This window comes from Zhongshania aliphaticivorans (genome assembly GCF_902705875.1).
Classification (GTDB): domain Bacteria; phylum Pseudomonadota; class Gammaproteobacteria; order Pseudomonadales; family Spongiibacteraceae; genus Spongiibacter; species Spongiibacter aliphaticivorans_A.
The window spans coordinates 748,761-775,483 of sequence record NZ_CACSIK010000001.1 but is presented as its reverse complement, the minus strand read 5'-3'; the positions used below and the strand labels follow the sequence as shown (position 1 = coordinate 775,483).

Here is a 26,723-nt window from a genome sequence, read left to right as displayed (position 1 = left end):
GCTTGCTCCATCGCTGAGAATACTTGGCGATAGCCCATTCACGGGTAAAACTTACCGGCCCCTTTGAATCCACACTGTATTTGTTATTTGAATTGATTATTTATTAATCTACGCCCAGAGCATACACAATATTAAACACCCAAACAATATCTTACTAAACAAACATTTATTATGTTGCGGCATTAGATCCCAACAGATAACATAGGAAAAGCGCCCGTATTAACTAAATACTCAATACATCTAGACACTTAGGAAAGCCCATGAGCCAGCCTCTTGTTATCCGTACCGACGTTGACGGAATCACCTCTCTTATTTTTAATCGCCCCGAGAAATTGAACACGCTGGGGCATGCTGTTTTCAATGAGTTGCGCCAGCATATTATTGATATCCAAGACGATGCCGGCGTTCGCTGCGTAATTTTGCGTGGGGCGGGGAAGTGCTTCTCTGCCGGACATGATCTCAGCGAAGTCGCTGAACTGGCTGATCAGCAAGCGTCGGAGCCAGGCTGGGAATCTCAAACCCTACGCATGCTTGAGCGCATGAGTAAGCCTGTTATAGCCGCAGTACACGGCCACTGTTACACCGGCGCACTTGAAGTGGCACTGGCTGCTGACTTTATCGTGGTAGCCGATAATGCACGACTCGCAGATACCCATGCAAAATGGGCGTTAACCCCTATTTGGGGCATGAGTCAGCGCCTACCTCGGCGCGTAGGTTTAGCCACCGCCAAACGATTGATGTTCACATCTACCATTATCGATGCCAACGAAGCGCTTCGTATTGGCCTATGTGAAGCAGTATACCCACTAGACCGCTTTGACGAAGAAATCGAGAAATTAGCCCACACGATTTTAGAAAATTCCGCATTCTCTCAGGCAGCCTATAAGCGCCTATTAGAAGCGACCGATGGCGACTCATTGGACAAAGGCCTGCAGTGGGAGGTTTACGAAACCGAAGGCACTGGCCCTGATGTACAAGCGCGAATTGATGCGTTTGCGCGAAAATCAAAATAAAACGACACAGCACAGCTAAAATAAAAACAGGAAAAAACCATGCCACACCCCAGTATTAGCGCACAAACCCATCCTGATAAGCCCGCCATCATCATGGCCAACTCCGGAGATATCGTTACTTATCGCCAGCTCGATGAGCGCTCCAATCAAGGTGCACATCTATTTCGCTCACTAGGGCTACAGGCCGGCGCACACATTGGAATGATGTTAGAAAACAACCGCCAATTTCTTGAAATCTGCTGGGCTGCTCAACGCTCAGGCCTGACCTTTACGCCTATAAGCACACACCTAAAAAAAGACGAAGCGGCTTACATTCTAGAAAACTGTAAGGCCAGCCTTTTTATTGGTTCGCTGGCACTATCAGAAGTCGCAGAACAGTTAGCGCAAGATCGCAGCAAGATAAAACATTTTCTTATGGTTAACGGCACTAGGCCCGGCTTTGATTCTTGGGATAAGCTAATCAACACCATGCCGACCACAGCCATCGCCGACCAAAGACACGGCACACCTATGCTGTACTCTTCGGGTACCACCGGAAAGCCCAAGGGCATATTTTTGCCACCACCATCAGAAGACATCAACGCACCCTCAAAACTTGTTGAAAAAGCGGCAGATGCTTTTGGATTTACTGAAAATACCCGATACCTATCTCCCGCGCCGCTCTATCACGCCGCCCCGCTACACTACAACTTGATGACGCTGTATCAAGGTGGCACCAGCGTCATCATGGAGAAATTTGACCCCGAAAAAGCACTTCAACTCATTGAACAACATAAAATCACTCACAGCCAGTGGGTACCCATTATGTTTATCCGTATGCTCAAGCTACCTGCTGAAGTGCGCAATCGCTACGATATCAGCTCTATGCTATTTGCAGTGCATGCCGCAGCCCCTTGCCCTGTAGAAGTCAAACAACAAATGATCGACTGGTGGGGAGAAGTCATCATGGAATACTACTCCTCAAGTGAGTCCGTAGGCCTCACCTTTATTGACTCGGCCAGCTGGTTAACACACCAGGGTTCAGTGGGTCAGGCGATGGACTGTACTCTTCATATTCTCGATGACGACGGTAATGAGCTTCCCTCCGGTGAAACTGGGCTGGTGTATTTCGAAGACCCCAAGGCCATTAAATTTGAATATTTCAACGCGCCAGGAAAAAATGCCGAGGTTTACAACGACAAAGGCTGGGTCGGCGTCGGCGATATTGGCTTTGTCGATGAAGAAGGCTTTCTCTACTTATCAGATCGAAAGAACTTCATGATTATTTCAGGTGGCGTAAATATTTACCCGCAAGAAATAGAGAATGCCCTAGCCCTGCACCCAAGAGTTGCCGATGTGGCAGTTTTTGGTATTCCCAACGAAGAGTTCGGCGAAGAAGTCAAAGCCGTGATACAGCCAGAGCATTGGCGTGATGCCAACAATGAGGTCGCCCAAGAAATTCTGACGTGGCTGCGCCAACGGATCTCCAATGTAAAGATGCCCCGCTCTTTAGACTTCCAAGAAAAACTGCCGCGCATGGAAAATGGCAAACTCTATAAACGCTTGTTGGCAGAGGAATACAAAGCGGGGTAAAAGCCACAGTTCGGTATTCTATTAGAGGTTAGACGCGTAAATGCTTCTATGTCGTTGTTATCAGTTATCGGTTATGAGTTAAATGTAAACCTGCAATTTGCGGTTTCAAAAATCACTAGCGCGCCCAAATCGAGACGGTGGCAGATCAGCCTGCCACCGGTCAAGCCAAGGGGTTCAGCCTAGAGCAGAAAATCGGCGCTCATTGTAATCTGCGTCACCAAAAGTCGTATTGATCATCATCAACCGCTTAACGTAGTGACCCACATCCAACTCATCTGCCATACCCATGCCACCGTGCAGCTGTATGGCTTCACCGCCAACGAGTTTGCCTGACCGGCCAGTCATGACCTTCAAGGCGATAACATCTTTCTCGGCTTCTGAGCTTTCTGCATCGCTAGAGCACACCGCGCGGTAAAGCAGCGACTTGGTTTGCTCGGCGGCAATAAACATATCGACCATCCGATGCTGCAAGACCTGGAAGCTACCAATAGCAACGCCAAACTGCTTTCTGGTTTTGCTGTATTCAACCGTCGTTGCCGTGAGTTTCTCCATAATACCCAGCGCCTCGGCGCTCAGGGCAATCATGGCACGCTGAATGACCGGTTGCATTACATCGTAGCCCTTGTGCTGCTCACCCAGCAGCGCGGCTTTTCCGACTTGAACATTGTCCAAGCGGATATTGCACACTAGCTGGCCATCCATCAGCCGATAGGCGGTTTTACTGATGCCGGCAGCATCTGCATCGACCAAGAACAGGCTAATGCCCTCCTCGTCGCACTGATCGCCGGCTGTTCTCGCCGTGACAATGAACTTGTCCGCTACCGCGCCATTAAACACCACGGTCTTCTCACCATTCAGGGTGAAGCCGTCACTGCTCTCTTGGGCAGTGGTACAGATATCAGTGATTTCAAATCGACTTTGGCGCTCAAGATAGGCAAAAGCGCCCTGCAATTGGCCTTCGATAAGACGCCCAATGAGCTCTTGTTGTAAGTCACCTTTTCCGCTCTCCGCCAGCAGGCCACCAAACAACAACACAGTGGCAAGATAGGGTTCGGCCACCAAGCCTTTGCCCAGCTCTTCCATTACCACCATGACGTCAGTGGCTGTACCACCGAAACCGCCCATGTCTTCGTCAAAGGCCATAGACAACCAACCGAGCTCGGCAAAGGTTTGCCAATTATCGGGACTAAACCCCTGCTCGTTCGCTACCGCGCTATTCCGAGCTACCTGGTCGTAATTATCAGCCACAAAGCGTGCAAGGCTATCCTTGACCATATTTTGTTCGTCAGACAGGTTAAAATTCATAGTATGTCTCCGGAGGATAGTTGCCGTTACAGGCCAAGAACGGCTTTGGCAGTAATGTTCTTTTGAATTTCGTTTGAGCCGCCATATATCGTACTGGCACGACCGTACATATACTCCTGCCGCGCTTTATCGCCAAAGGAATGCCCGATATCCGAAGCGCTTAGCTCCCCCGTCAATACGCCACTGTAATACCCGGCAAGATCCATGCGCAGTTGCTGAATAGCTTGCTGAATTTGCGTACCTTTTATTTTTAGTAGCGAGGACTCCGGCCCGGGGGAACCGCCGCCAGAAAGCGTCGCCAACACCCGCAACTCGGTAAATTCTAGCGCCATTAGCTCAATTTCAATGTCGGCAAAACGGTGCTGGATCATCGCGTCTTCTAGCAATGGCTTGCCGCCGCTGATTTCATTGCGCGCAATTTCTTTCAGCTCGGAGAGTTGGAATTTAGACACCCCGACGCCCGCAATCGCTGTGCGCTCATGGGCCAGCAGGGCTTTAGCATAGGTCCAGCCTTTATCCTGCTCCCCGATCCGGTTAGCGACCGGCACCCGCACATTATCGAAAATCACTTCGTTCAATGAGTGATTACCGTCAATGGATTCGATTTTTTTAACGGTAATGCCAGGCGATTTTATATCGATCAGTAAAAAGCTAATACCACGCTGTTTCACCTCATCGCTGCTGGTACGCACCAGACAAAAGATCCAATCAGCGTACTGGGCGTATGTCGTCCAGGTTTTAGCGCCATTAACAACGTATTCATCGCCCTCTAATACCGCGCGTGTCTTTAAGGAGGCGAGATCAGAGCCAGAACCAGGCTCAGAATAGCCCTGACACCACCAGTCGTCACTGTTGTAGATACGGGGCAAAAACCGCTGCTTTTGCTCATCGTTACCGTAGGCAATAATGACCTGTGCGACCATCTTTAAACCAAACGGCACCGGGTCAGGCGCCCCAGCGTTGGCGCGCTCCACTTCGTAAAGGTATTCCTCAGCGACACTCCAGTTAGTGCCACCGTGCTCAACCGGCCAATTTGGCGCTACCCAGCCCTTTTTGGCCAGAATTTTCTGCCACTCTACCGTGGCCTCGCGGAGGGTAGCCGGCTCACGAATACGGGCTGCAAGCTCCGAGGTAAAGTTGGTTTTGAAAAAATCACGCACTTCATCGCGGAATCGAAGATCTTCATCTGAAAAAGATAAATTCATAGTGGTCGGCCCATGCCTGTTAACGTGATGGAAGTTTAGGCCTTTGTGGACTATTTTTCCTCGCGCTAAAACGTCATTTTCTGTTGTTAAAGCTTCACCTTATCCTGAGTAGCTCGTATGCTGTGCAGTAATAGCGGCGAGTCAAAATTAATAAATAGGCATATAAACATGGCAAACCACATCAGCTGCGCGGCCACTGCCCATCCCGAGGGTCACCGTATTCTCGGTCTCATTGAGTAATATATGGAAAAATTAGAATGGCGGGTGGCCCTAGTCGCCTACGAAGGCGCCTGGAGCTCAGCAATCTATAACACGCTAGATATGCTACAGAGTGCTAACTTACGCAATATAAAGAAAGTGTTCAGCTGGAATATAGTGACACCCGAAGCGCAAGCCATCACAAGCTACAGCGGCCAGCCCATCTATGGCGACATGAGCATGGCAGATAGCGACTGCTTTGACTGCATTATTTTACCTCACTACTGGGACAGGCTCGAACACACGGTTAACCAGAACCCAGATATTATCGTGTCGTGGTTACTACGCCAGCGCCAGAGCGGAGCAAGCATTGCCAGTATCAACAGCGGTGTACTGTGGGCCGCAGAAGCGGGCTTGCTGAACAGCTTGCGGGCAACGGCATTTTGGCGTCAATTACCGGAATTAAGAAAACGTTATCCAGAGGTGGTCTGGATAGAGAAACAAGGTCTGGTGGAAGACGGCGATATCTTCAGCTCTAACGGGCCTAACGCTGCAATTGATTTAGTGGTCCATCTGATCAGCAAATTTTGCGGGCCAAAACTCGCAAGCGGCGTTGCTGCCGATATGACATGCGACACTCGCCGAAGCTATGACCTAACATTATTCAATATGGCGGGCTTTCGACAGCACCATGACAGCGGCATATACCGAGTGCAAGACTGGCTCGATGAGCACTTCAATGACCCCGTTGAATTTCATCAACTCGCCACACAATCCGGCATGAGTAAAAGCACCTTCTTACGCCGATTTCAGAAAGCGACCGGTGAAAAGCCGGCCCAGTATCTGCAGCGTTTGCGGGTGGAATCTGCCAAGCACAAACTGGTAAACACCAATGACAACATCAAAACGGTGAGCATGGGTGTCGGCTACCAAAATTTTAGTCACTTCTCCAAAGTGTTCAAACAACTGACTGGTGCCAGCCCGCGGCAGTACCGTGAACGGTTTCGACGGCATAATTGAACACATCATTGTTAGAACAAAGAGAATAGGCTCAAAGAACTCAGCCTAAGAAACCTACCCTAACAACTTGAATATATAGGAGGGATTAGCGCACGCAAAAAAAATGCTCCGCTACAAATATGCTCAGAACATAAGTTATCGTGACTATGCTTTTTTCTCGATAATCGGCGCAGCTGTTCTAGACAAATACAATAAACACAAACTCATACATGCACCCAGTAAATACGACGAGTGTACATAAACATACGCAAACAAACTCCCAGTAACTAACGTGCCCAAGGTACGCCCCAAAGTGCCTGCCGAAGAGTAAATTCCCATGACCATACCGCGATCTGTGTGCTCTGCCGCCATCGACGCTAGGCTTTGCGAGCTAGTCAGCACACATGCGGCACCAGCCGATTGAACCATCATCGCAATGGTGACCAAAAGTACACTTGCCTGCTCGCCTGACCAAGCCATAAATACGAGGCCTGCAGCATAAACACACGCGCCACCGCGCAGCAACGCCATTTCACCAAAACGACGGGTTAAAGGGCCAATCAAACCACCCTGAATCGCGACCAACACAATGCCACTGCCAAGCAAGATTGGCATCAGCCCACGCGGACCATCAATAACACCCAGTTCTGCGGTCCAAATTGGAAATAAAGATTCCGTTAAGCCTGCACCAATATTATAAATCAAGGCACAGGAAATCATCGCCATCAAGGCCGGCTTACTGGCCAAGCTACGTATACTTTCAAAACGACTCTGGCGAACTTGTTGTCGCAGCACTTGACGACTTTCTTTAGGCAAACTTTCTGGTAAAAAAAATAAAATAGCAAAAAACGCCAATCCAGACATAAAGGCAGAAAATAAGGCCGGCAAGACAAAATTGGCGGTTTCAAAATCGTCACCGGCTAAAGCGCTACCCAATGCGGGACCAATAATAAAACCAATACCAAAGGCGGCACCCACCATTCCCATTCCCTTAGCGCGATTCTCAGCACTGGTTATGTCGGTAATATACGCTTGTGCGGCAGCAATATTTCCCGCCATGCCACCACCAATAATCCGTGCCAAGGCAATCATCCACAGACTTGTGGCCGACGCGAGCATTAAATACGCTAATACCGCTCCCGCCATACTTAGCAATAGCACTGGTTTACGACCATAGTAATCACTCAAGCGGCCCAGCAAGGGTGTGCTCACAAACAAAGCCGCCGAGTACGTTGCCATTAACACCGTGGCAAGCCCCGCCCCCGCACCAAGACTTTGTGCAAAATAGGGAAAAATGGGAATCATAATGCCAAAGCCAATCAGGTCTAAGACAATGACAAAGAAAATAATAAACATAGCGATAATTTCTCAACAATAACTTGCGTGTTGATGAAAAAGGAAAAGTCACCAAATACAAATAAGGGAAATAAAAGATCAGTGTTGCGCGTGAATAACGGCCGCCACCGTTATTCACCTACTAGAAATGGGTATCGTTTTACGCCATAGCAAATTTAGGCGACACCCAAGCTTTCACGCACGCAGTTAATCATGGCGCGTTCCATTAAAAATGCTTTAGCTTTGCTGGGATCAGAAGCCGATGCCATTAGCATAGCCTGCCGTTTTCTCTGGATATCTGGGTCTGTAGATTCCATTAATTTTTTATTTTCGATTGTATGCTTCTGCACAAAATCTACCGCCAGCTGGCGACGCTGACGATCGTATTGCTCAAACTCTGTGGCGACATCGGCACCCGTTTTAACAATCTTCACCAAGCGCTCAGCAAGATTAAAAGCATCGTGAAGACCACCGTTCATTCCCATTCCGCCAAGCGGGTTATTGATATGACAGGCATCCCCCACCAAAGCAATGCGGCCTTTATAATAGGTTTCTGATACCCGTTGATGAACATTGTATAAGGTGCGGTGGTGAATCTGATATTCACTACCCTTATCGTATAAGTGTTTTAAGCGCGCTTGAATAAACGCATCAGACAATAGACTTTCATCGCTATCACCTGGCTGGGTAGGAATTAAAACACGCCATAATTTTTCGGTTCGCAATATGACACACCACTCGTCAGGGTCTGACACATAATTAACCCAGGCGAGATTATCAAACACATCTTCAAATGCAAACTCGGTGCTAACCACCAAAAACTTTTCATCGTAGGTGAAACCACCAAAGCCGATACCGGCTCCCTTGCGAACATTGCTTGATGCGCCGTCGCTGCCAACTAATAGTGGTGTTTCAATTTCAGTGTGGCCTGATGCGGTTTCAATCTCTACAACCACGCCAGTATCGGTTTGCCGACACGCCGTTACTTTGTGGCCAAAACGTACGTCAACATGGGGGTATTCTTTCAACATATCGCCAACAATACGTGTCATTTCATATTGTTCTAACTGCAAGCGGAATGGAAATTTTGTTTCATCCGCAATCAAGTTCATATTGAACTCGGCAATATCATTGCTTTTGCGGTCACGGTATTGATATTTATCAGCAATCAAACCCTTGGCAATCATCTTCTCGGCAACACCGAGGCTATCTAACATTTCTAAAGACGGGGGATGAAACGTAGACGCGCGTAAATCAACCGGCAGTTGATCGGCCTGCTCTAGAAGAATAACGGGAACATTGTGTTGAGCAAGGTAAAGTGTCAATGCCGAGCCGGCAGGTCCTGCACCAACGACAACAATGGGCTGATTCATAAAATTTTCCGTTAACAATAAACATCAGATATTTATCACGTCTGCTCACCTATGTACTCATCTATGCCCAGACTCATACGATAAATAAAGCGGCGCGGGTTATATTGACAGCTGAGAATATCGACCAAGCTACCGTCTTCACTATAAGACTGACGCAACAAGGTAAGGGCCGGTTCACCGACTTCCATTTCCAGCTCTCTGGCAACATCAGTACTCACTGCTATTGCACTAAGGTCTTGCTCTACTTTTGTCAGCTTGATGCCATTGTCTCGAATAACATCCAAACGTACTGCTGACTCAAGATTCTCACGGGTAAAGCCATGCTTTATCCCTGCCGTCCAACTTTCGTAATAAGCAAACGGTTCGCCCTCATCACTGCTCCGAACGCGCAACAAGCGGAATGCTTTTTGTCCTGCACCCAGCCCCAACTGCTTGGCAATTAGCGCGGGGGGAGTTACCTCGGACAAGTCCAATACTTTGACCCGCGTGTGCCGCCCTAAGTTGGCAAGCTTTTCCAACATTCCCATCAGCGGAGCATTCAGCGCCTCGGGTTTATAATGGTAAGTAACATGGGTGCCTTTGCCCCGCCGACGATCAACCAAACCTTCGCCAGCTAACTCGTCCATCGCTCTTTTTGCGGTGATTCGAGAAATGCCGAACACTTCTGCCAAGTGCTGCTCTGTTGGCATTTTTGCGCCAAACGCAATCGAGCCATCTAAAATTTTGTTTTTAAGCAGCATATACGTTTGATGGTATAGCGGTGTCGGGGTATCCCCCCGTAACGACTTCAGGTCATGTTCACTGAATAACTTTTCAATTACTGCGTCCATAACGCCTCCTAATGACTTTGGGCCATTCTACGGCAGTTGCCTTAACACATCATCGATTTTCATTACGTCGGCATATTTTGCGTGCATATCAAACAAATTTGCTGCGTGAGCGTCGTTATTACGGTCGCCTACCGCCTCTTCCGCAACCACTACTGCGTAATCATGCTGCAGACCGTCAATCACCGTTGCCCTAACGCAGCCGCTGGTGGTTAAACCAGTAACGACCAAAGAACTAACCCCTAACTGGCTGAGATGTTCATGTAACTCAGTCCCAAAAAAAGAGCTGGCCCACTGTTTTTCAAAAATTCTTTCATTTTCAATGGGCGCCAATGCTGGATCGATTTGCACCCAATTAGAGTCTGGCGTTAAGCAATTTAAGGCAGGAATTCTGCTTCTAAATACCTTGGCTTGCTGATCGTTGTGATACACCACCGTCGTGAAAACCACCGGCAAGCCACGCTCTCTAAAAGCCTTTAATAACACCGCATTAGCTGCCACTACGTCGGGGCAATCTGTACCCAGAGGACACGCAGAACTCGTAAAGCCGTTAATCATGTCAACAAGCACAAGCGCTGGCCGTCCAACAATACCAATACTGCTTCGCTCAAGATTCACTGCACCACTCCACTTTACTTCCCTCTGCCACCTCAGCCACCATAAAACGACGTATTAGTTGGCAGACTGCATTTGGATTTAGATCGCAAACCCAACTTGTACCCGCGGCAATCTCAGTTTTTACACCTTGTTGCACACACTCAAATGCCTCATCTAATACGCTGTACAGCGGGTCTGCGGTGCCTGCAAACATCAGCACAGGCTGCCTAATCGCGCTAATTGCCTTTCTGTAATCATGTTCGATAACGGCTTGATAGGCATCGGGATAGCGGCTACCCATCGCCAGTCCTAGCGATGTTTCTCGCAGCACAATATCCAGCGGCGCCGCAAAGTCCTTCTGGGCCATTCGCTGCCACATGCCCAATAGATGCAAACCATCTTTTGTTTCCGGAAAAGCTCTCGCTTTTTCCGGCAAAATTTCTTTCAACATTTTATTTAATAACGTCGGGCCAGAAAGCATCAGCCGCGCATTGAATTGCGGGTGACGATACAGTAACTCAGTGGCTACGGTTGCCCCGGTATGATGACCAAAAACACCAATTATCGAGCTCGTAAATTCTGCGCAAAAACCTGCAATAACATCAGCCCAGCTCGTAATGGTATCGCCATCAATGGGTGCATTGCCTAAGCCATCACTTTGACCAAACCCCGGTAAATCGGGAGCCAGCAAGTGGAATTCGGAAGCAAGCTCCACCATCATTTTTTCGTACATCTCACCACTACTCGGCGCTTGATGTAGCAATAACAGGGTCGGTTTCTCTGGATTACCTGCTTCCCTAAAGTGCAGCTGACCACTGTCCAAATTGGCATAGCCACGACGAATGACAGATGGGTTCAAAGTGAATCACCCAATTCAAGGCTCACCCACTTCAGTTCGGTAAATTCTTCTGTACTAAATTTACCTCCGCTGCGGCCCACACCGGAATAACCACTGCCACCCACTGGCGCCAAAGCATTGCTCTGAAAAGAATGCATGCCAATGTGCACCGCTCCCGCTTTAATCTTGCGAGCGGCCTTAAAGCCCCACTTAATATTGTGGGTGAGCACAGCAGCAGACAAACCATAATCACTGTCATTGGCCAGTGTGATTGCTTCGTCTAAGTCGCTGGCAACCACAATACTTGCCAGCGGACCAAAACTTTCTTCACGCCAAATACTTGCATCCAAGGGTGGGTTTAATAACAAGGTCGGTTCATAAACTAAGCCACTGATATTGCGGCCACCGCAGAGCAAACTTGCTCCTCTTTCTAAAGCATCGGTTTGGTGAGCTTGAATTTTTTCAACCGCACGGCGGTTAATCAGTGGGCCGTAAGCACATTCAGCGCTATACACATCGCCAATTTTTAAGGCCTCTGCTTCGCGTTTTATTGCTGTACAAAACGCCTCGTAAACTGGTTGTTCAACAACAATTCGCGAGTTGGCCATGCAAATTTGGCCGCCGTGATTAAACATTCCGGCAACAGCTATTGCCGCCGCTTTTTCTGGATCAACATCTCGCAGCACCAGCAAGGCACTTTTGCCACCTAACTCTAATTGGGCCGGCACCATTCTCTGCATCGCCGCTGCGCCAATTAATTTTCCGGTCTGCGTAGAACCGGTAAGCGCAATACCATCCACCTTGCGATGATTCACCAACGGCGAACCACACTGCACACCAAAGCCCGGCAATACATTTATCGCCTCTGCGGGTAGCCCCGCCTCAATCAATAAACGCGCAAAGGCCAAGGCAATAATGGGGGTTTCTTCAGATGGCTTTATCACAACGCTATTACCCGCCGCCAACGGAAAAGCCACCATCTTACATAGCAAAGCTAATGGCGCGTTGTAGGGCGACACCACCGCGACCACACCCAAGGGCTCGCGGAAAACCATCGACATTCTATCCGGCCGATCATTTGGAAAAGTGTCGCCATATAAACGCCGCACTTCACCGGCAGCGGTTCGCAATAAATCCACGGTATATTGGATTTCAAAACGCGCTTTGGTAATTGAAGATCCGCTTTCGCGAATTAATAAATCTAAATACCGGCTTTCGCCTTCACTCTGCATAATATGCGCAGCTTGCAGCAGAATCGCCTCACGCTCTTTGGGCGCCAATGCTGCCCATTGCTCGGCACCTTTTACCGCTGTCTCTACGGCAAGATCGACATCTTGCTCACCGGCACTGGCCACTGTCGCAAAGGGCTTTTCATCTAAGGGCGACAGTACTTCAAACCAATCTTCACCCACAGCAGGTAATTCTTGTCCGCCAATCAATAAGCCGTGGCGTTTATTTGCGTACTGATTCATGGCCGCGCCCCTACACCAATTACTCGGCTACCACGGAAAAATTCAAAACTTTCACTAACCCCTTCGTCACCTAAACCACTTAATCCCCAAGCAGGACGAGGCGCTAGCGGATTCAAATTCATCATGGTGACCGCATTAATTTTTACAATTCCCGTGCGCATACGGTTAGCCACCGCCCAGCAGTGTTGTTCTTCACCAAACACATATCCCGCCAAACCAAACGGCGTACCGTTTGCTAAGGCAACCGCCTCTTCGTCGTCACTAAATGTGTGTACTGTTGCAACCGGGCCAAAGGTTTCATTGCGGGTTTGCTCTGGCGACAAACCGGTAATTAATGCCGGCGCAAAGTAATATCCGCTTAAGCTGGGTAGAGGTGTGCTTTGCAATACCTCAGCACCCAAGGCTTTATATGCGGCCACTGTCGATTCGATATGTTCAAGATGCTTGGCGTGTACCAAAGGCCCCATATCGCTATTTGAATCTACAGCACTGCCAATACGCAGGGCTTCCAATCTGCTCATCACGCCACTGATAACTTGCTCTGCCAATGAGCTATGAATAAGTAAGCGGCCCAAGGCTCTGCACCACTGACCATTAAGCGTCACCATGCCCTGCACTACTGCATCGCAGCTCGCGTCAATATCGGCATCTGCCAACACCACAAGGGCATTATTACCACCGAGTTCTAGCTGAGCAGGTTTAATATCTTGGCCGCAGGCAGCGGCAACGGCGCGACCGCCGGCCAAGCCACCCGTAAATGACACCGCCGCTATACGCGAATCAGATACCAATGCCGCTCCTACTTCTGCATCACCGTGAAGTAACTGAATCAAGCCCGCAGGAAAGCCAACCTCCAACAAAGCCTCAACAATGTATTGTGCCGATAGCGGTGCCCACTCAGAGGGTTTAACAATCACGGGGCAACCTGCTGCTAGCGCAGAGGCAATTTTATGGCAGGCAATCCCAGAAGGTGCATTCCAGGGTGCAATAATCGCAGCAGGGCCAAGTGCTAAACGCTCTATTTGCAACTCGCCATGGGGGCCAGCTAATGCCGGATTTTGTTGATCTGCCAAATTACGTAATAAGTTCGCCGCAGAACGAAATGCCATGGGGCAAATACTTGCCACCACGCTGGTAAATTTTAGAATCGCGCCGGTGCTGAGTGCGTCCGCCTCGGCAATTTTTGCGCTCTGGGCTTCAAGTGCATTGGCGGCGTCATCCAATATTGCCGCTCGCGCAGCGGGAGCCAAGTTTGCCCATACGCCACTTTGATGAACCTTTTCGGCAACGACAATCGCCTTGTCAATTTGCGCGACATCAGCACTGCGTTGCTGAAAAAGAGGCTCAGCAGTACTCGCATTACACACCCAGCTTGGCAATAGTTTATTTGGCTCTGACTTGGCGCCGTCAATAATATTTTGCAACATCAAATCAGCCTTTTCCAAAGGAGTTCTGTTCACGTCCTTCAATGATTAATTTCGCCGCTTCTAAGCGGCCACGCTCGGCGGGAAAGGCCTGCACCAAGCCCATTGCCAAATCGCGTAATGCGCGTGAGTACGGTGTACTAAACATAGTACCCGATGTACCCGCTGCTTTTAGCGCCGTAACCCCAACATTAAAACTGTACTCGGCTATTTGGCCTTTACAGGTTCGCCAGAAAGTAACCACCTCGTCTTTAGAAACAATAGGTGGATCACAGCTTTCAATATGCACTTGGCGACGCGCCCACAACAGAGCTGTTTGTAAATCGGCGTACATATCACCCACAAACTGCGACTGAAACGGTCCGCTACCTAGTGGCTTGCCGGTGTCGACAAAAGTTTTTTCCTTTAACATTTTGATCGCGGTTTGGTAAACAGAAACCGCAGCGCCAAGATAAATAACCGACGCGGCCACTTGATTACCCACAAAGCTAGAGCGACTCATTTGGCAGCTTTTGGCAAAGGCACCGGGAATTGCTAAAGCGGAATCATCCGGTACAAAAACTTTTTCTAGCACCAAGCCTTCTGTCGCGGTGCCGCGCATGCCCATGGCATCCCATTCAATGCGGCCTCGTGTTCCCGGCGCATCACGGTCAACAAAGAAAGTACATAGCGCGCTGGCATCCGTCATGCCCTTTAAGCCCGCCGTCACCAAATACTGATCCGCTATCCCTGTAGCACAGCCAAAGGATTTAACCCCGTTTAGCTCCCAGCCACCATCAACTTTATGAGCTTCAGTGGTGATGGTAATAGCTGAGTGTTCTGACTTAACAGATTCACTTGCATAGTTAGCCAACCATTTGCGATCACGCCCCATGGTATAGAGTACTTTTTCTGCAAACGCCCGCACTGCAGGTGCTTCTTCCTCTGAAAACAAACCTTCTTCCAAAGCAGCCAGCGCCAAGGTGCCCCGCGATGCCGAGGTATTGTGAAAGAAGTACGCCAAGCCAGTAGAGGGACAAACACTGCCAATGGCAAAACAAGCTGCGGCCCAATCACGCAGACCGCCACCAAGACCGCCATATTGGGTTGGCACCATTAGACCCAGTAATCCAGCTTCGCCTAATAACCTGACGTTATCGGGATCAAAACGACCTTCTTTATCGGTTTTGACAGCGCGCTCGGCCAGCACGGGTAAAATAGACTCAACCCGCTCAGCGCGTTCGCGCTCTGCTGGGGTCATGTCTTCAATTAATAATTCACTAATCAGTTTGCTCACAGCACTCTCCATAACACCTAAATTTAGCCGCTAATAGCGCGCAAGGTTTCAATTTGTTTGCTCGCGGCTTCTTCACCCACCAAAGGTGCAATGCGCTGCCATACGGGATCGACATCAGCGTTAAAAATCGCAAACTTATTGCGAGCATCACGCGCAATTAACTCCTCGCTTGTTACACCATTAAGGGCTTCAGCCGACACCCCTTTTTCAAGCAGCGAAAACCAGTGCTCAAGATAGTCATCAACCACTGCGGTAATTTCTTCAAACGCTGACTCAGTAGCGCGATTAGCCAACATCCACGGCGACATAATGCCGAGCTGACGCGGTGATAAATGCGCCCTGCTAAGCCCTTCTATCGACGAGCCACGCTCCCAACTTTCAGTTAAGGGCAGAAACACTTCGTTCATATAAGTCAGCTGCGAACCAAGGTCCATACGGGGAATTAAATCCAAATGAAAGGCGTGATGCTCACCAGCGCAAACCGAATCCACCGTAAAGTGTGGAACCGCAGAGTCAGACGGCGTAAAGGCAAACACCATGTGAGAATCTAACTGTAAAGCCGGCACTACAATGCTGGATGTGACCACCTGAAATAAGGGATTGCCGGTAAATTTTCGCATATACCCCACAGAACCTTGGTGCATAGGGAGCTGACTAAACAGCGGTAAAAAAGCCTCACCGTCTGCTGACAGCTCCTCTGTTAGCGAGAATTTATCAACAATCGTATTAAGTACTTTTTCATGTAGAGCTTTTGGTAAAGACAGCGCTTCACTCATTATTTTATTCCTCAAACAGCCGTCGTCATTGCATCTAAAAGATGCCAAGGCCGGTTATCAAGTAAATGGGTATTGCGAGACACAACTTTGTTTTCTGCGTTCGCAGCATTAATTGTCACATGGGTAATGGCATCATCTGTATGCATTAACTGCAAGGCAGGGCGAGTCAAAACACCGTCAAACTCTCGGGTCTTCCACTCGCCAAATACCGTAAAATCTTCATGTAAAGAGGCCGCGAATCCGCAGCCAAATTCTGTAGCTAAACTTGGCGCTAACAAGTTGACGCGATTTTCTGCAGCGCGCTCTACCAAGCCCGTTTTTAACTCCCATGCCTCGCTGGGCATAACGGCAACAACCACCACTTCTGCGCCACTTAATGCGCAGAGCCGGAAGGCTTCGGGAAAAATACTATCGTCGCTAGTCAACATACTAATTGTCGCGAAAGGCAGCTCATACGCGCTAAACCCATCGGCTAAACTCGACCAAGCGAAACGCTCGCTGTAGTGAACTTGACCCTGGCTTGCGAGTATTCCCGTAGCAGACAACAGCACCAGCTGATGTTGATAGCGTTCACCGTCCTTTGCTACAACAGGGCAGACCACATAAACGTCATCGCTTAACTGCGCGGTAATAGACGCTATTAAGCGCTGAGATTTCTCATACCACGCTGCAAGCTCCTCGGTTTTAATTGCATCAAAACCCGACTGCGGTGACAGCGTAATTAAACGTGCACCACCTTTTTGAGCACTGGATACCAACTCGCAAATGTCTGATTCAGTCGCGGTATCGCAGCGCAATAATGCCGCTGAAATATCGTTTTCACCCGAACAAGAAACAGCATCAGCAAGTGCGGGATCGACACCCAATTGCGTATATAAAGCTGGCCGCCTAACCGCAAAAATATCGCTGCCGTCTGGCCGCCGTTTATCGTCGGCAAGTGCTGGGGTGATCAACGCCGAAACAACTTCTTCGCCATCGGTTTCGGCCATGGCCAACACCGTGCCATCCGGTGCCACTATCTGGCTCTCACCTGCGCCACATAAAAAGACTTCGGGTATATTGGTGGCGGCACTGATCCCCGCCATCATTTCTTCTGGCACCAAGGGGCCAACCTTATTGGCGGCAACCACAAAGACTTTATTCTCTGCAGCCCTAACCGGTATATGTAAATTCCCCTCGTCTGGCGCAAAGGAATTCAAACTATTGCAAAGAATTTGCGCACCGCGCAGGGCAAGGCAACGAGGCGTTTCGTTAATTACCCCGTCCATGCACATATACATGGCGATACGACCAAGCTCGGTTTCTATTATCGGCGCGGCTTCTTGGGCCAAGGTTAAAAAGTCATTTTCATGACCAATTAACACCTGCTTATCAGCAATGCCAAGTAATTCTCCGCTGGGCGAATACAGCAAGGCGGAGCCGCTAACACTCCCCCCTGCTCTGCGCAGCGTGGCGCCAATACTGACAAAGGCACCAATCTCTTTTGCTTTATTTGCAATCGCAGACAAAAATGGCGAATCAATATCGAGTGAGACTTCAAAACAATGCTCAGCCCCGTCATACCACGACAAGTGATTACTAAATTCAGGCAGTACAACTAAGTCAGGCTTTAGTTGTGCCGCCTTATCTAACACTCGCAAACAGGTCTCAAGGTTTTGCTCCACATTACTGCCAATTGCACATTGTGCAGCAGCAACACGAACTTGTTTTAACGAACTAGCACTCACACCAACACTCCTTTCATCCACGTTTTAAAGCGCGAATTACATATTGTATTTAACCTGGAAACCATAAGACGGACCGGCAATTTTAGAAACCAAATACTGGTTAAATACGCCGATATAGAAGGCATTTGCCGCCTTGTCTTCATCAAAAATATTCTTGCCCCAGAGGTTAAACTCCCACATATCATTTGGATCAAGAATATTAATAGAAGCGTTGGATATAATACGATCTGGCACCCAAGCAAGGTTAAGCGGTGTTACATATTGTTTAGTTTGATAGGTGAAGTCATAACGTGTGCTCACCATCCAACCGCTGTCAAACATCATGTTGTAAGTGAAGCCACTATTAACCTGAATCTTTGAGGTTCTGGCTAACTGGTTACCACCCACTTCACCGTCGTCGGCACAGATATCGGTTTTATCACACTGAAACTTGGTAACAGCAGGAGAATATTTGACCCCGTCTTCATACTTGGGATCGTTGTACGACAAGCCGATATCAATGGTGAAGTTATCGGTTAAGCGGGCAACAATTTCAGACTCAGCGCCCACACTGGTTGCTTCACCCACATTGATAATTACGTCTGATGTTGACAGACCAACAATCGACGGTGAAACACCACCCTGCAAGCCTTCCCAGTTAATTTGATACAGCGACAGGTTCAGGGTTAAACGATCATCAAAGAACTTATTTTTACTTCCTAACTCATAAGTCCAGTTCTCTTCAATATCATAAACCTGTTGTTCAGGGTCTACCGCATTGTTAAAGCCGCCGGCCTTTACCCCGTTCGCCGCAGAAAGATACAACATATGTGAATCAGAGGGTTTCCACTCAACAATGGCACGTGGCGTTACGATATAAAAATCCGCATCGTCCCGCTCTTCAACAATAGAGCTACACATTGTGGTGCCGTCATTGATACCGGTAGTTGGGTCAGTACAGTCACTGCCATCGGGAATACCAAATACGCGGTCAAGCAATATTGAATAATCGACTTTTTCACCATACGCAATACCAAAGGAGTCAGTGTGGCGAGTCACTTCGGTACGCTCGTGAGTATAGCGAGCTTCAATAGACGTGCTCAGCGTGTCGGTAATATCAATATCAACCGAGACAAAGGCCGCTTCAACAGAATCGCTGAACGAGGTATCTTCCGCGCGATTTGTCGCGTGCTGGCGATAACCCATATCGTAAGGCGTCACAAAGGATAAGGAGGTAATACTACGGTCGGTAACAATCGGCGACTGCGCCCCGCCCAGTGGTACTTCACAATTCTCTGCACTGCCAATCACATCGCCCTCCGCATCGGTAAATTGTCCTGAGGAACAAACTGGGCTCAAGAACAATAAAGTCCACTGATGATCATCCACGGTAGAGAAGTAACCACCCACACGCACACCGATACGATCGGTTATTTGCCAATCTAAGCGCAATTCATGGGAGAACGATTCGATTTCTGAGTTAGGACGACTACTAAACGCATTTACTTGAACGTGATCAGAAATAAGCGTGCCCATTTCGAGACTAGAGCCCAATTCTGGATCTTCACCGCCTGGGCCACCAGTAGAGGTAGAGTTGTGATCAGTCCAACCAAACAAATAACTCAAGGTCATATTGTCGTTAAGCGTCCAGTCAAACGCCAAAGTCACCAAATCTGTCTCAGCCACAGCACCCCAGCTACGCGGGTCCATCACCAAAGCTGTTGGGCCATAACTTCTGTCAGCTGACTCGGCTGCATAAGCAGTAAGCTCACCACAGTAAGCGGTGTTAGCAGTAAAGTCCTGAGGCCCTGTTGCTGTGAACTGCGTGCCCTCACCTTGAATACAGTTAAGGTCATCCTGCTCCCACAGCCCAAACTCCCGCGCACCTATACCACTAAGCTGATACGAGGGCTGTGTTTCACGCTCAATTTCAACATGGTAAACACCGAGGTGGGCAGCAATATCGGGAGTGACATCATAAGTAAACGCAGCCGCCCAAGACTGATCTTCCCAGCCCCCTAAACGATCCGTGGTACTTGGGCCGCTGGTATCGGTGTCGGCTTGAGTGTGATCATTTCGGTGATGACCGTCATAGGTCGTATAACCGTAAGACACTTTACCCAGTAAACGATCACTAAAAATGGGGCCGGTGTAACTAGCGCGTAAATCATAGCGGTCATGGCTACCCGCCGTTTGACTTACATAACCACTTGGTTCAGCGGTAGGACGGCTAGTTACATAGTTCAATGCACCCGCAAAGGCGTTACGACCATACAATGCATTCTGCGGCCCTTTAACAACCTCAACCCGCTGCATATCAATCAGTCCCATATTCAACATGGACTGTCGCTGCATATAAATGCCATCAATAAAAAAAGCAACATTTTGAATTCTGGCGGTGGTGAACTGCTGAGCCAAACCTCGAATTACCGCGTTACCATTGGTGCCTGAAGTACTAAAGCCTTCATAGGAAAAACCCGGAGTGCTCGCGGCAATATCTTCTACACCACTAAATGCCCTGCGCTCCATCTGCTCCATGGTGAACGGCGTTACCGCCAGAGGAATTTCCTGCAGACTTTCACTACGCTTACGTGCCGTAACCACAACTTCTTCCATTTGTGAGCTTAACGGCCTTTTTGGCTTAATCACTTCAATATCATCATCCTGTGCGAATGATAAAGATCCCATATATGTCACAACAAATAGCAATGCTGCATTGCGACCTACTCTGTTAATCTGCATTCAACCTACCCCTCTAAAAACTAGAACATCCCAAATCTTTCGGCTATTACGTGCCACGGTGTGCTACTTATTACCAAGCGCTAAACCGCAAACGCCACAAAACTATTGGCATCTATTTTTAGTGTTGGTATGCCCTATTGATATAATGTAATATCTTTAAGCGTTTTGAGTCAAGTCATCAAAGATCGAAAAGGAATATTTATGTACGACTACAGTATTGGCCTTGCCGCCTTCGACTTTGTCCCCATAGCCCTATCTGGCATCGGCCTGTATTTTTTGAGCAAAACCGCAACATTATGGAACCCCCAATGGCGGGGTTTGGCACAGTTTGGTGCGCTACTGATTTTGGCTGGCGCCATCTCTAAAGCCTCCTGGAAATTGATTGTAGCCACACAAAAAATTGATATTAGTTGGATGAATGACGCGCTATTTTTCTGCTTGGCGCCCGGTATGATCATTCTTGCCAGCGCCATCTGGGGAGCCAGTAACAATAAAGGAGCTAATGCCAAACGCATAACACTTGTGACTAGCGGCCTGCTCGTCATTGCGGCACTCGCCATCGCCCTAATATGGCCAGAACAGCGTTACAGCACCTTTTACCTTCTAGCACTTACCACCCTTGGCAACCTCGCGCTAGCAAGCCAGCTAATTGTTAAATCTTGGAAATTAAAGCGGCTTAATGCGAGTGTTATGTTTCTTTGCAATATTCTTGCCGTATTTGTTATGGCAGGTTTGGCGAGAGTGCCAAATCAAACAGAAGGCTTACAGTGGATTGCAGAACTAACTAACACTTTTAGTCAGGCTGCTATTTCTTGGGCATCTTATCTACTTTATTCAACCATTAAAGCAAGCTCATCGGAGAACACCAGCCATGACATCGCCTCAAAATAGCGCACCAAGAACGTTTCTTGGGGTGCAGCTTAGCAACGCCATACTGCCTTCAAATCTTATTGGATTTTATGGCGCCTGTTTCGCAGGAATATTGCTTTCAACCTTTATGCCCCAGATGCAACCCTACGTTTTAAGCGAATTTTTACAGATTCCTGAGAAAGAACAGGGCGTGGTGAGTGGAAATATTGCTTTCTGGGGTGAAATAGCCATTATTATTGCCGCCGGATTCTGGGGAACCATGTCAGATAAGGTGGGCAGACGGCATGTAATGGCGGTCAGTTTTGTCATTATGGCGGTGGGAGTAGCAGGTTTTCCCTTTGCTCAAAGCTACCCGCAACTGATCTTTTTTCGCATTATATTTGGCGTGGGCGTAGCGGCATTTAGTTGCATGACCATCACCATTATGGCCGATTACGTTAATGATCGCAGTCGCGGCAAAGCCACCGGCTTTCTTGGCCTTGCGAATGGTTTTGGCGCCATGACCACCGTGTTCTTAATTCTTCGCCTGCCCGCTATTTTTCAAGGCCAAGGGCTCGATCCCCACGCCGCTGGCATGCTGACTTACTTTATTATTGCCGGCGTCAGCCTCTTATTTGCAGTATGGATGTGGCTGAGCCTAAAAAAACATGATGTAGCAAACCAAAAAACTGAAAGCGATTCATTTTTAGAAATCACCAAAAAAGGCTTTCGCGCCGCTAAAGATCAAGGCGTGGCACTTTCTTACGCGGCGGCATTTGTCTCTAGAGGCAACCTCGCCATTGTGGGTACATTTTTTACTTTGTGGCTCGCCAACTACGGCACCTCAGAACTCGGGCTCAGCCGTGCAGATGCCCTGGCACGCGGCGGCCTCATTGTGGGTATTGCCCAAGGCGTAACGCTAATCGGCGCGCCACTATTTGGTATTTTGTCAGACCGCCTTGCGCGCGTAGATGCCTTAATTGTAAGCCTACTGGTTTCATTTATAGGCTACGGTGGCACCTTCTTTATTGACGACCCCTTCAGTACCAAAATGATTATTTGCGCTATTTTTATTGGTCTGGGCGAAGTCGGCGTCATCATCACCAGCGCGGTATTAATTGCACAACAAACACCCGCCAAAATTCGCGGCGCGGTTATTGGTTTCTTTAATTTATCCGGCGCGGTGGGTATCTTGGTTGCCGCTAAATTTGGTGGCTACTTATTTGACAACTGGCGTGAATCTGGGCCTTTTGTATTATTTGGGCTGCTCGCCTTGGCAGTAACAATATGGGCGGTCATTATTCGTAAAAAAGTCATACCGGTTGCCTAAACTCCCAATCGCCCGCCTTTATTGCTTCATTGCGAAGGTGGGTGCAAAGACCGAGACAAATACGCACATTTTTACCCCTACAGAATTTCCCTTGCGTAGCGACGAACCACGCAGTGATGACAGCATCGCCTGCCTCACGATGGCAGTCGCAGCGTATTTTATTCAGGATTTCACTGGGTAGGTGTTCTTCTAGCGTGAGCAAAGCGTTTCAATGACACGGCACCATTGATGCAGGCATTATTTATATTCGGCGGACCATAGCAATACGCTGCTGCGGATCGGGTAGAGCTGCACGCTGCGTTTGTAAAACTGCGCAAAGCTCCGGGCCACAATCCTGTTCATTAATAGCAACAAAACCCTGTTTTTCATAATAAGACCGATTCCACGGCAAATGTGAATATGTCGTGAGCCAAAGAGGCCGGTCGCCACTCCAAGCTATTGCGCAATTTAATAGTAAAGTGCCAATACCGCGTTGCATGTAATCTTGGAGCACAGAAATCTGATCCAAATAAGGATCTCCATCAAGAAAACCGAGCGCAGCAAACCCGATGGGATTATCCAATTTATCAACCGCAACATGAGAAAGTCGTTGCTCGATAGCGCGAGACCACCTATTTATCTCATCAACAACGAAAGGATGATCCCTCCCTAAATCGAGCTTAAGCCCAACACTGGCATAAAGCTCACTCGCATCATCATCAATCGCAATTAACTTCTGCAATTCATTATTATTAGCCAAACGCAATGTGAACTCGTTCAATCTTGATATTCCATTTTAACAATCAGAAAGGATGACACTTTCTTACTAAGCCATTCGAAAAACGGGTAATATAAGAAAATCAACTAAAACGCCTGACCTACATCCTCGCACTAACCATTGGTTTATACACACGTATAATACTTCGATGTATAAATGAAAATAAATAATATCGTTATTAAAAAAAACCGAATACAGTGGGCACTGCATTCGGTGAGGGCATCGCACTGACAGGCGCAAAAAAATCTAAAATTCTTCTAGCAATCTACCTTTGCCGGTAATTTTGTCGTTAATACCGCTGGCGCGTAGGGCATGCCAAATGGTGGCAACATTAATGGGGATCATCGGTTTTTCTAACCAATGCTCTAATGTTGGAAACAGGTCGAGCGTAGACAGGTTGGTGCCGCATTGAATAATGGCATCAACATCATCACCGTCTGCCTTTTTAACTGCGGCAATCACTTCGGGAATAGTGACTTCGGCAATGGCGGTTGCCGAGGTGCAGTTCAGTCCAACAACGTGCTTTACTTCAAAGCCGATCTCGTCAAAGTAGCGACGCACATTGTCATCGCCAATGGGAGGATACGGGGTAATGACCGATATCTTTTTAGCGCCAAAGCCTTCTAAGGCTTTTCGGGTTGCGGCAGCGCCGGTGGTCATGCCCAAATCACCTATTTGAGATTGAATGGCTTGTTCAAATTCGATATTGCCTTCTATGCCACCCCAAAAGGTTTCAGCCGACATACCCAGCATTAAATGGGTTATTTGCGCGGTCATTATATTTTCTATGGCCGGCCCCATGTCTTCGCGCATTAAATCAAGAAAGCGCTCAAAAACGGTATTGGCATCGTCGCCGCTTCGCTCACCTTCTGCCGCCCAGTCTTTTAAGCGAATTAAAAATCGCGAGGCGTGCCACGTTATGCCATCTAAGCCAAATTGTTGAAGATCGTATTCCACCCCGGTATTGGTTGATGGAATCAACACTCCTATCCTAGCTCGTGAAGCGAGCTGATAGTTTTTCATATTAAACTCCGATATCTGTAAACAAATCGCGCTTATTAAAACTCGCTGTTAAAAACCGATAAAACGCTTTTCCGGTGGTTAACCACGCCACGGTGCTGCCGTCTTTGTGACTGGCTAAGACTTGTTTTGCCAGCCACGGGGTTACGGTATTAACCTTGTCGCCAAGAATATTAAAAATGCGTTTGGATTTTTGCCATTCTGGCGAGCTGGTGTCGTAGTCACCAACCAGTAAGTCGGTCACAACAATGCCGGGGCTAAGGGTACAAATTTGCACTCCGCTGCCGGCAACATCTTTTCTAAGCGCCTTATTTAAGTAATTGACCGCCCGCTTGGTGGCGCCATAACTTGCCATGCCCGGTTGTGCAGCACCGTTGCTGCCAAAGCCTTCCATATTCCAAATTTGACCCTGACCTTGTTTTTTCATGCCGATCATTGCCACTCGACAAGCTAACAGCAGGCCGGTTAAGTTTGTGCTGACAATATTCTGAATATCGCTTACTGCTTGTAGATCTAGGGGCTGCTTTTTAATACTCATGCCGGCATTGTTAATCCAGATATCAACAACACCGCTGTGGGCTTGGGCGTGTTCCCATAAGGCTTGCAGATCATCACTATTGCTAATATCGCAGGCTAAACCACTGACAGAACCTAGCGTTTTTAACTGCGCAACGGTTTGATCTACCACCGCTTGTTGACGACCGCTGATCACCACCAAGCAACCCAGCTTTAAAAAATTTTCTGCCAAGCCCCGGCCAATACCACGCGTGCTGCCGGTAATCACAACGGTTTTCATGGCTAGCTAAGCTCCGTTTGATCGACCAGTTTTACCACCGACTCTAGTGGTGGAATCAGCGGCACGGCATCCATTACCCAGCGTAAATCTGTGCGCTCACGACGATTGGGTGATGGAATCGCAAAGGCTTTTCTGCCGTCAAATTCGCGCACTTTTGCGCTATCAATCTGCCAGCCTTTTTCTTCTACCAAGTTACGACGCGCGCGACGAAATGAGCTCATAAAGCGATCATCTTTTACCGACAATTCATTGGCCAAGGTTTCTGGTAAATAATTTGGCGACGCCTGTTCGAGTATGGCCTGGTCTTCTCTGAAAATTTTATGCAGGCGCTTTTTAGAACCGGCATCAAATAAGGGGTGTTTAACAAAGCTTCGTAGCTGTACCGCAAAGGTGCGAGTGGTGTGGTCGTCAATCGGCGTGTTGGCATCAAACATGATTAACGACATTTTTGCATTTAAGTTAATTTGAATCCGCACTACCATCCCCGCCAAATACCAACTGGGAATAGTTTCGGTTGGCTGGCGATCACTACGAATTAATTTGCGCCAGTTTAAAAATCCGCCTTTTAGCTCTGGGGGATATTGCTCATTCCACGATCTAGCCCAGTGGTCGTGATATTCCACATTTTTAATATGATTTTCTTGCGCAGTTTCTTCGTAGCCAAACATGGGGTGCACAAAGGAGGCATGGGCTATGTCAATGCCATTCTCTACCACCCGTGCCGCTTCTGCTTTCCAGTCCCAGTTGTCATGGAGTGCTCGCCAGTTGGCGGTGTCGTCATACTCTGGAAACTCAGGAATGGGGATTCGCTCTTCTTCTGGTGCGTCACCCAAAAACACCCAAATCATGCCGTAGCGTTCTTCGGTGGGGTAGGCATCTACCCGCGCCCGGTCTGGGATTTTAAAATCTCGGCCTTCAGAGGGAATAAATTCAACTTTGCCATCGCCATTAAACTGCCAGCCATGATATGGACAGGCCACGCAGTCGCGAATAGTTCGCCCCCCCGACAAAGAGCCACCACGATGCAAACAGACATCACTCAGGCAGCTCACCTTACCCGCTTGGTCACGAAACAAGACAAAATTTTGGCCCAGCAACTTCACTTTAACCGGCTTGTCTTTAACGGTTTCTGACCACTCGGCAACATACCAAAGATTAATAAGCACCGTGCATCCCCCTGTTGGAGCGTAAATTAAACATTAAACCCATATAGCATCTGGCGATTATCTGCGAACGACTAGCTGCAATAACCAACGCTAAGCAAAAGCAATTAAACATAATAGTATATCAATATATCTTATATGCCAAGATCA

22 protein-coding genes are annotated in these 26,723 nt (G+C 48.3%); 5 read left to right on the top strand and 17 right to left on the bottom strand.

Going from position 1 to position 26,723, the window contains the following annotated elements; all coding sequences use genetic code 11:
* The first annotated feature begins 260 nt into the window (after positions 1 to 260).
* Both AELLOGFF_RS03615 and AELLOGFF_RS03610 read left to right on the top strand, forming a co-directional pair.
* Positions 261 to 1,013: an enoyl-CoA hydratase/isomerase family protein gene (locus tag AELLOGFF_RS03615; protein ID WP_159267390.1), complete on the top strand. Its 753-nt coding sequence runs from the start codon at positions 261 to 263 to the stop codon at positions 1,011 to 1,013.
* Between the two features lie 39 nt (positions 1,014 to 1,052).
* On the top strand, positions 1,053 to 2,585 hold the full coding sequence (locus AELLOGFF_RS03610; RefSeq protein ID WP_159267389.1) for an acyl-CoA synthetase: 1,533 nt from the start codon (positions 1,053 to 1,055) through the stop codon (positions 2,583 to 2,585).
* A gap of 174 nt (positions 2,586 to 2,759) precedes the next feature.
* Here AELLOGFF_RS03610 and AELLOGFF_RS03605 read toward each other — a convergent pair whose 3' ends face one another.
* Both AELLOGFF_RS03605 and AELLOGFF_RS03600 read right to left on the bottom strand, forming a co-directional pair.
* Positions 2,760 to 3,890, bottom strand: coding sequence for an acyl-CoA dehydrogenase family protein (locus AELLOGFF_RS03605; protein ID WP_159267388.1), 1,131 nt, complete (start codon positions 3,888 to 3,890; stop codon positions 2,760 to 2,762).
* A gap of 26 nt (positions 3,891 to 3,916) precedes the next feature.
* A complete protein-coding gene (locus tag AELLOGFF_RS03600; protein WP_159267387.1) occupies positions 3,917 to 5,095 on the bottom strand; it encodes an acyl-CoA dehydrogenase family protein in 1,179 nt (392 codons plus the stop codon).
* 243 nt (positions 5,096 to 5,338) lie between these two features.
* Here AELLOGFF_RS03600 and AELLOGFF_RS03595 point away from each other — a divergent pair, with 243 nt between their 5' ends.
* On the top strand, positions 5,339 to 6,313 hold the full coding sequence (locus AELLOGFF_RS03595; protein ID WP_159267386.1) for a GlxA family transcriptional regulator: 975 nt from the start codon (positions 5,339 to 5,341) through the stop codon (positions 6,311 to 6,313).
* A gap of 144 nt (positions 6,314 to 6,457) precedes the next feature.
* Here the strand turns inward: AELLOGFF_RS03595 and AELLOGFF_RS03590 are convergent, their stop codons facing one another.
* The 11 genes from AELLOGFF_RS03590 to AELLOGFF_RS03540 form a co-directional block, all read right to left on the bottom strand.
* Entirely contained in the window at positions 6,458 to 7,648 is a 1,191-nt protein-coding gene (locus AELLOGFF_RS03590; protein ID WP_159267385.1) for an MFS transporter, read from the bottom strand.
* A gap of 155 nt (positions 7,649 to 7,803) precedes the next feature.
* Positions 7,804 to 9,000: an FAD-dependent oxidoreductase gene (locus AELLOGFF_RS03585; protein ID WP_159267384.1), complete on the bottom strand. Its 1,197-nt coding sequence runs from the start codon at positions 8,998 to 9,000 to the stop codon at positions 7,804 to 7,806.
* Between the two features lie 35 nt (positions 9,001 to 9,035).
* On the bottom strand, positions 9,036 to 9,830 hold the full coding sequence (locus AELLOGFF_RS03580) for a GntR family transcriptional regulator (RefSeq protein ID WP_159267383.1): 795 nt from the start codon (positions 9,828 to 9,830) through the stop codon (positions 9,036 to 9,038).
* 27 nt (positions 9,831 to 9,857) lie between these two features.
* Positions 9,858 to 10,445 carry an isochorismatase family protein gene (locus AELLOGFF_RS03575; RefSeq protein ID WP_159267382.1) on the bottom strand — a complete coding sequence of 196 codons (588 nt, stop codon included), beginning with the start codon at positions 10,443 to 10,445 and terminating at the stop codon, positions 9,858 to 9,860.
* Positions 10,435 to 11,283, bottom strand: a complete 849-nt coding sequence (locus AELLOGFF_RS03570) for an alpha/beta fold hydrolase (protein ID WP_159267381.1) — start codon at positions 11,281 to 11,283, stop codon at positions 10,435 to 10,437. Before AELLOGFF_RS03570 ends, AELLOGFF_RS03575 begins: the two co-directional genes overlap by 11 nt.
* A complete protein-coding gene (locus AELLOGFF_RS03565) occupies positions 11,280 to 12,734 on the bottom strand; it encodes an aldehyde dehydrogenase family protein (protein WP_159267380.1) in 1,455 nt (484 codons plus the stop codon). Before AELLOGFF_RS03565 ends, AELLOGFF_RS03570 begins: the two co-directional genes overlap by 4 nt.
* Positions 12,731 to 14,161, bottom strand: coding sequence for an aldehyde dehydrogenase family protein (locus tag AELLOGFF_RS03560; protein WP_159267379.1), 1,431 nt, complete (start codon positions 14,159 to 14,161; stop codon positions 12,731 to 12,733). The genes AELLOGFF_RS03565 and AELLOGFF_RS03560 overlap by 4 nt, the downstream gene beginning before the upstream one ends.
* Before the next feature lie 4 nt (positions 14,162 to 14,165).
* Positions 14,166 to 15,434 carry an acyl-CoA dehydrogenase family protein gene (locus AELLOGFF_RS03555; protein ID WP_235035502.1) on the bottom strand — a complete coding sequence of 423 codons (1,269 nt, stop codon included), beginning with the start codon at positions 15,432 to 15,434 and terminating at the stop codon, positions 14,166 to 14,168.
* Between the two features lie 23 nt (positions 15,435 to 15,457).
* The gene (locus tag AELLOGFF_RS03550) at positions 15,458 to 16,210 is read right to left on the bottom strand and encodes a hypothetical protein (protein WP_159267378.1); all 753 of its coding nucleotides are present in this window, start codon (positions 16,208 to 16,210) and stop codon (positions 15,458 to 15,460) included.
* Between the two features lie 11 nt (positions 16,211 to 16,221).
* Positions 16,222 to 17,937 (bottom strand): nitrilase-related carbon-nitrogen hydrolase, encoded by a 1,716-nt coding sequence (locus AELLOGFF_RS03545; RefSeq protein ID WP_159267377.1) that lies wholly within the window; start codon positions 17,935 to 17,937, stop codon positions 16,222 to 16,224.
* A gap of 36 nt (positions 17,938 to 17,973) precedes the next feature.
* Positions 17,974 to 20,658 carry a TonB-dependent receptor gene (locus AELLOGFF_RS03540; RefSeq protein WP_159267376.1) on the bottom strand — a complete coding sequence of 895 codons (2,685 nt, stop codon included), beginning with the start codon at positions 20,656 to 20,658 and terminating at the stop codon, positions 17,974 to 17,976.
* Positions 20,659 to 20,859: 201 nt separating this feature from the next.
* Here AELLOGFF_RS03540 and AELLOGFF_RS03535 point away from each other — a divergent pair, with 201 nt between their 5' ends.
* Positions 20,860 to 21,549, top strand: a complete 690-nt coding sequence (locus AELLOGFF_RS03535; protein WP_159267375.1) for a hypothetical protein — start codon at positions 20,860 to 20,862, stop codon at positions 21,547 to 21,549.
* Positions 21,530 to 22,837 carry an MFS transporter gene (locus AELLOGFF_RS03530; RefSeq protein WP_159267374.1) on the top strand — a complete coding sequence of 436 codons (1,308 nt, stop codon included), beginning with the start codon at positions 21,530 to 21,532 and terminating at the stop codon, positions 22,835 to 22,837. Before AELLOGFF_RS03535 ends, AELLOGFF_RS03530 begins: the two co-directional genes overlap by 20 nt.
* Positions 22,838 to 23,078: 241 nt before the next feature.
* Here the strand turns inward: AELLOGFF_RS03530 and AELLOGFF_RS03525 are convergent, their stop codons facing one another.
* The 4 genes from AELLOGFF_RS03525 to AELLOGFF_RS03510 form a co-directional block, all read right to left on the bottom strand.
* Complete coding sequence (locus tag AELLOGFF_RS03525; protein WP_159267373.1) at positions 23,079 to 23,597, bottom strand: GNAT family N-acetyltransferase; 519 nt, start codon at positions 23,595 to 23,597, stop codon at positions 23,079 to 23,081.
* Positions 23,598 to 23,840: 243 nt separating this feature from the next.
* Positions 23,841 to 24,617: an Asp/Glu racemase gene (locus tag AELLOGFF_RS03520; protein WP_159267372.1), complete on the bottom strand. Its 777-nt coding sequence runs from the start codon at positions 24,615 to 24,617 to the stop codon at positions 23,841 to 23,843.
* A gap of 1 nt (position 24,618) precedes the next feature.
* On the bottom strand, positions 24,619 to 25,410 hold the full coding sequence (locus AELLOGFF_RS03515) for an SDR family NAD(P)-dependent oxidoreductase (protein WP_159267371.1): 792 nt from the start codon (positions 25,408 to 25,410) through the stop codon (positions 24,619 to 24,621).
* 2 nt (positions 25,411 to 25,412) lie between these two features.
* A complete protein-coding gene (locus tag AELLOGFF_RS03510; RefSeq protein ID WP_159267370.1) occupies positions 25,413 to 26,576 on the bottom strand; it encodes an aromatic ring-hydroxylating oxygenase subunit alpha in 1,164 nt (387 codons plus the stop codon).
* Between the last annotated feature and the right edge of the window lie 147 nt (positions 26,577 to 26,723).

Bases quoted from the DNA above. Each gene is read 5' to 3' on its own strand.
- AELLOGFF_RS03535 (WP_159267375.1), top strand. From the start codon at position 20,860: ATGTACGACTACAGTATTGGCCTTGCCGCCTTCGACTTTGTCCCCATA.
- AELLOGFF_RS03530 (WP_159267374.1), top strand. From the start codon at position 21,530: ATGACATCGCCTCAAAATAGCGCACCAAGAACGTTTCTTGGGGTGCAG.
- AELLOGFF_RS03610 (WP_159267389.1), top strand. From the start codon at position 1,053: ATGCCACACCCCAGTATTAGCGCACAAACCCATCCTGATAAGCCCGCC.
- AELLOGFF_RS03600 (WP_159267387.1), bottom strand. From the start codon at position 5,095: ATGAATTTATCTTTTTCAGATGAAGATCTTCGATTCCGCGATGAAGTG.
- AELLOGFF_RS03605 (WP_159267388.1), bottom strand. From the start codon at position 3,890: ATGAATTTTAACCTGTCTGACGAACAAAATATGGTCAAGGATAGCCTT.
- AELLOGFF_RS03550 (WP_159267378.1), bottom strand. From the start codon at position 16,210: ATGAGTGAAGCGCTGTCTTTACCAAAAGCTCTACATGAAAAAGTACTT.
- AELLOGFF_RS03540 (WP_159267376.1), bottom strand. From the start codon at position 20,658: ATGCAGATTAACAGAGTAGGTCGCAATGCAGCATTGCTATTTGTTGTG.
- AELLOGFF_RS03590 (WP_159267385.1), bottom strand. From the start codon at position 7,648: ATGTTTATTATTTTCTTTGTCATTGTCTTAGACCTGATTGGCTTTGGC.
- AELLOGFF_RS03615 (WP_159267390.1), top strand. From the start codon at position 261: ATGAGCCAGCCTCTTGTTATCCGTACCGACGTTGACGGAATCACCTCT.
- AELLOGFF_RS03560 (WP_159267379.1), bottom strand. From the start codon at position 14,161: ATGTTGCAAAATATTATTGACGGCGCCAAGTCAGAGCCAAATAAACTA.
- AELLOGFF_RS03580 (WP_159267383.1), bottom strand. From the start codon at position 9,830: ATGGACGCAGTAATTGAAAAGTTATTCAGTGAACATGACCTGAAGTCG.
- AELLOGFF_RS03565 (WP_159267380.1), bottom strand. From the start codon at position 12,734: ATGAATCAGTACGCAAATAAACGCCACGGCTTATTGATTGGCGGACAA.
- AELLOGFF_RS03520 (WP_159267372.1), bottom strand. From the start codon at position 24,617: ATGAAAAACTATCAGCTCGCTTCACGAGCTAGGATAGGAGTGTTGATT.
- AELLOGFF_RS03585 (WP_159267384.1), bottom strand. From the start codon at position 9,000: ATGAATCAGCCCATTGTTGTCGTTGGTGCAGGACCTGCCGGCTCGGCA.
- AELLOGFF_RS03515 (WP_159267371.1), bottom strand. From the start codon at position 25,410: ATGAAAACCGTTGTGATTACCGGCAGCACGCGTGGTATTGGCCGGGGC.
- AELLOGFF_RS03595 (WP_159267386.1), top strand. From the start codon at position 5,339: ATGGAAAAATTAGAATGGCGGGTGGCCCTAGTCGCCTACGAAGGCGCC.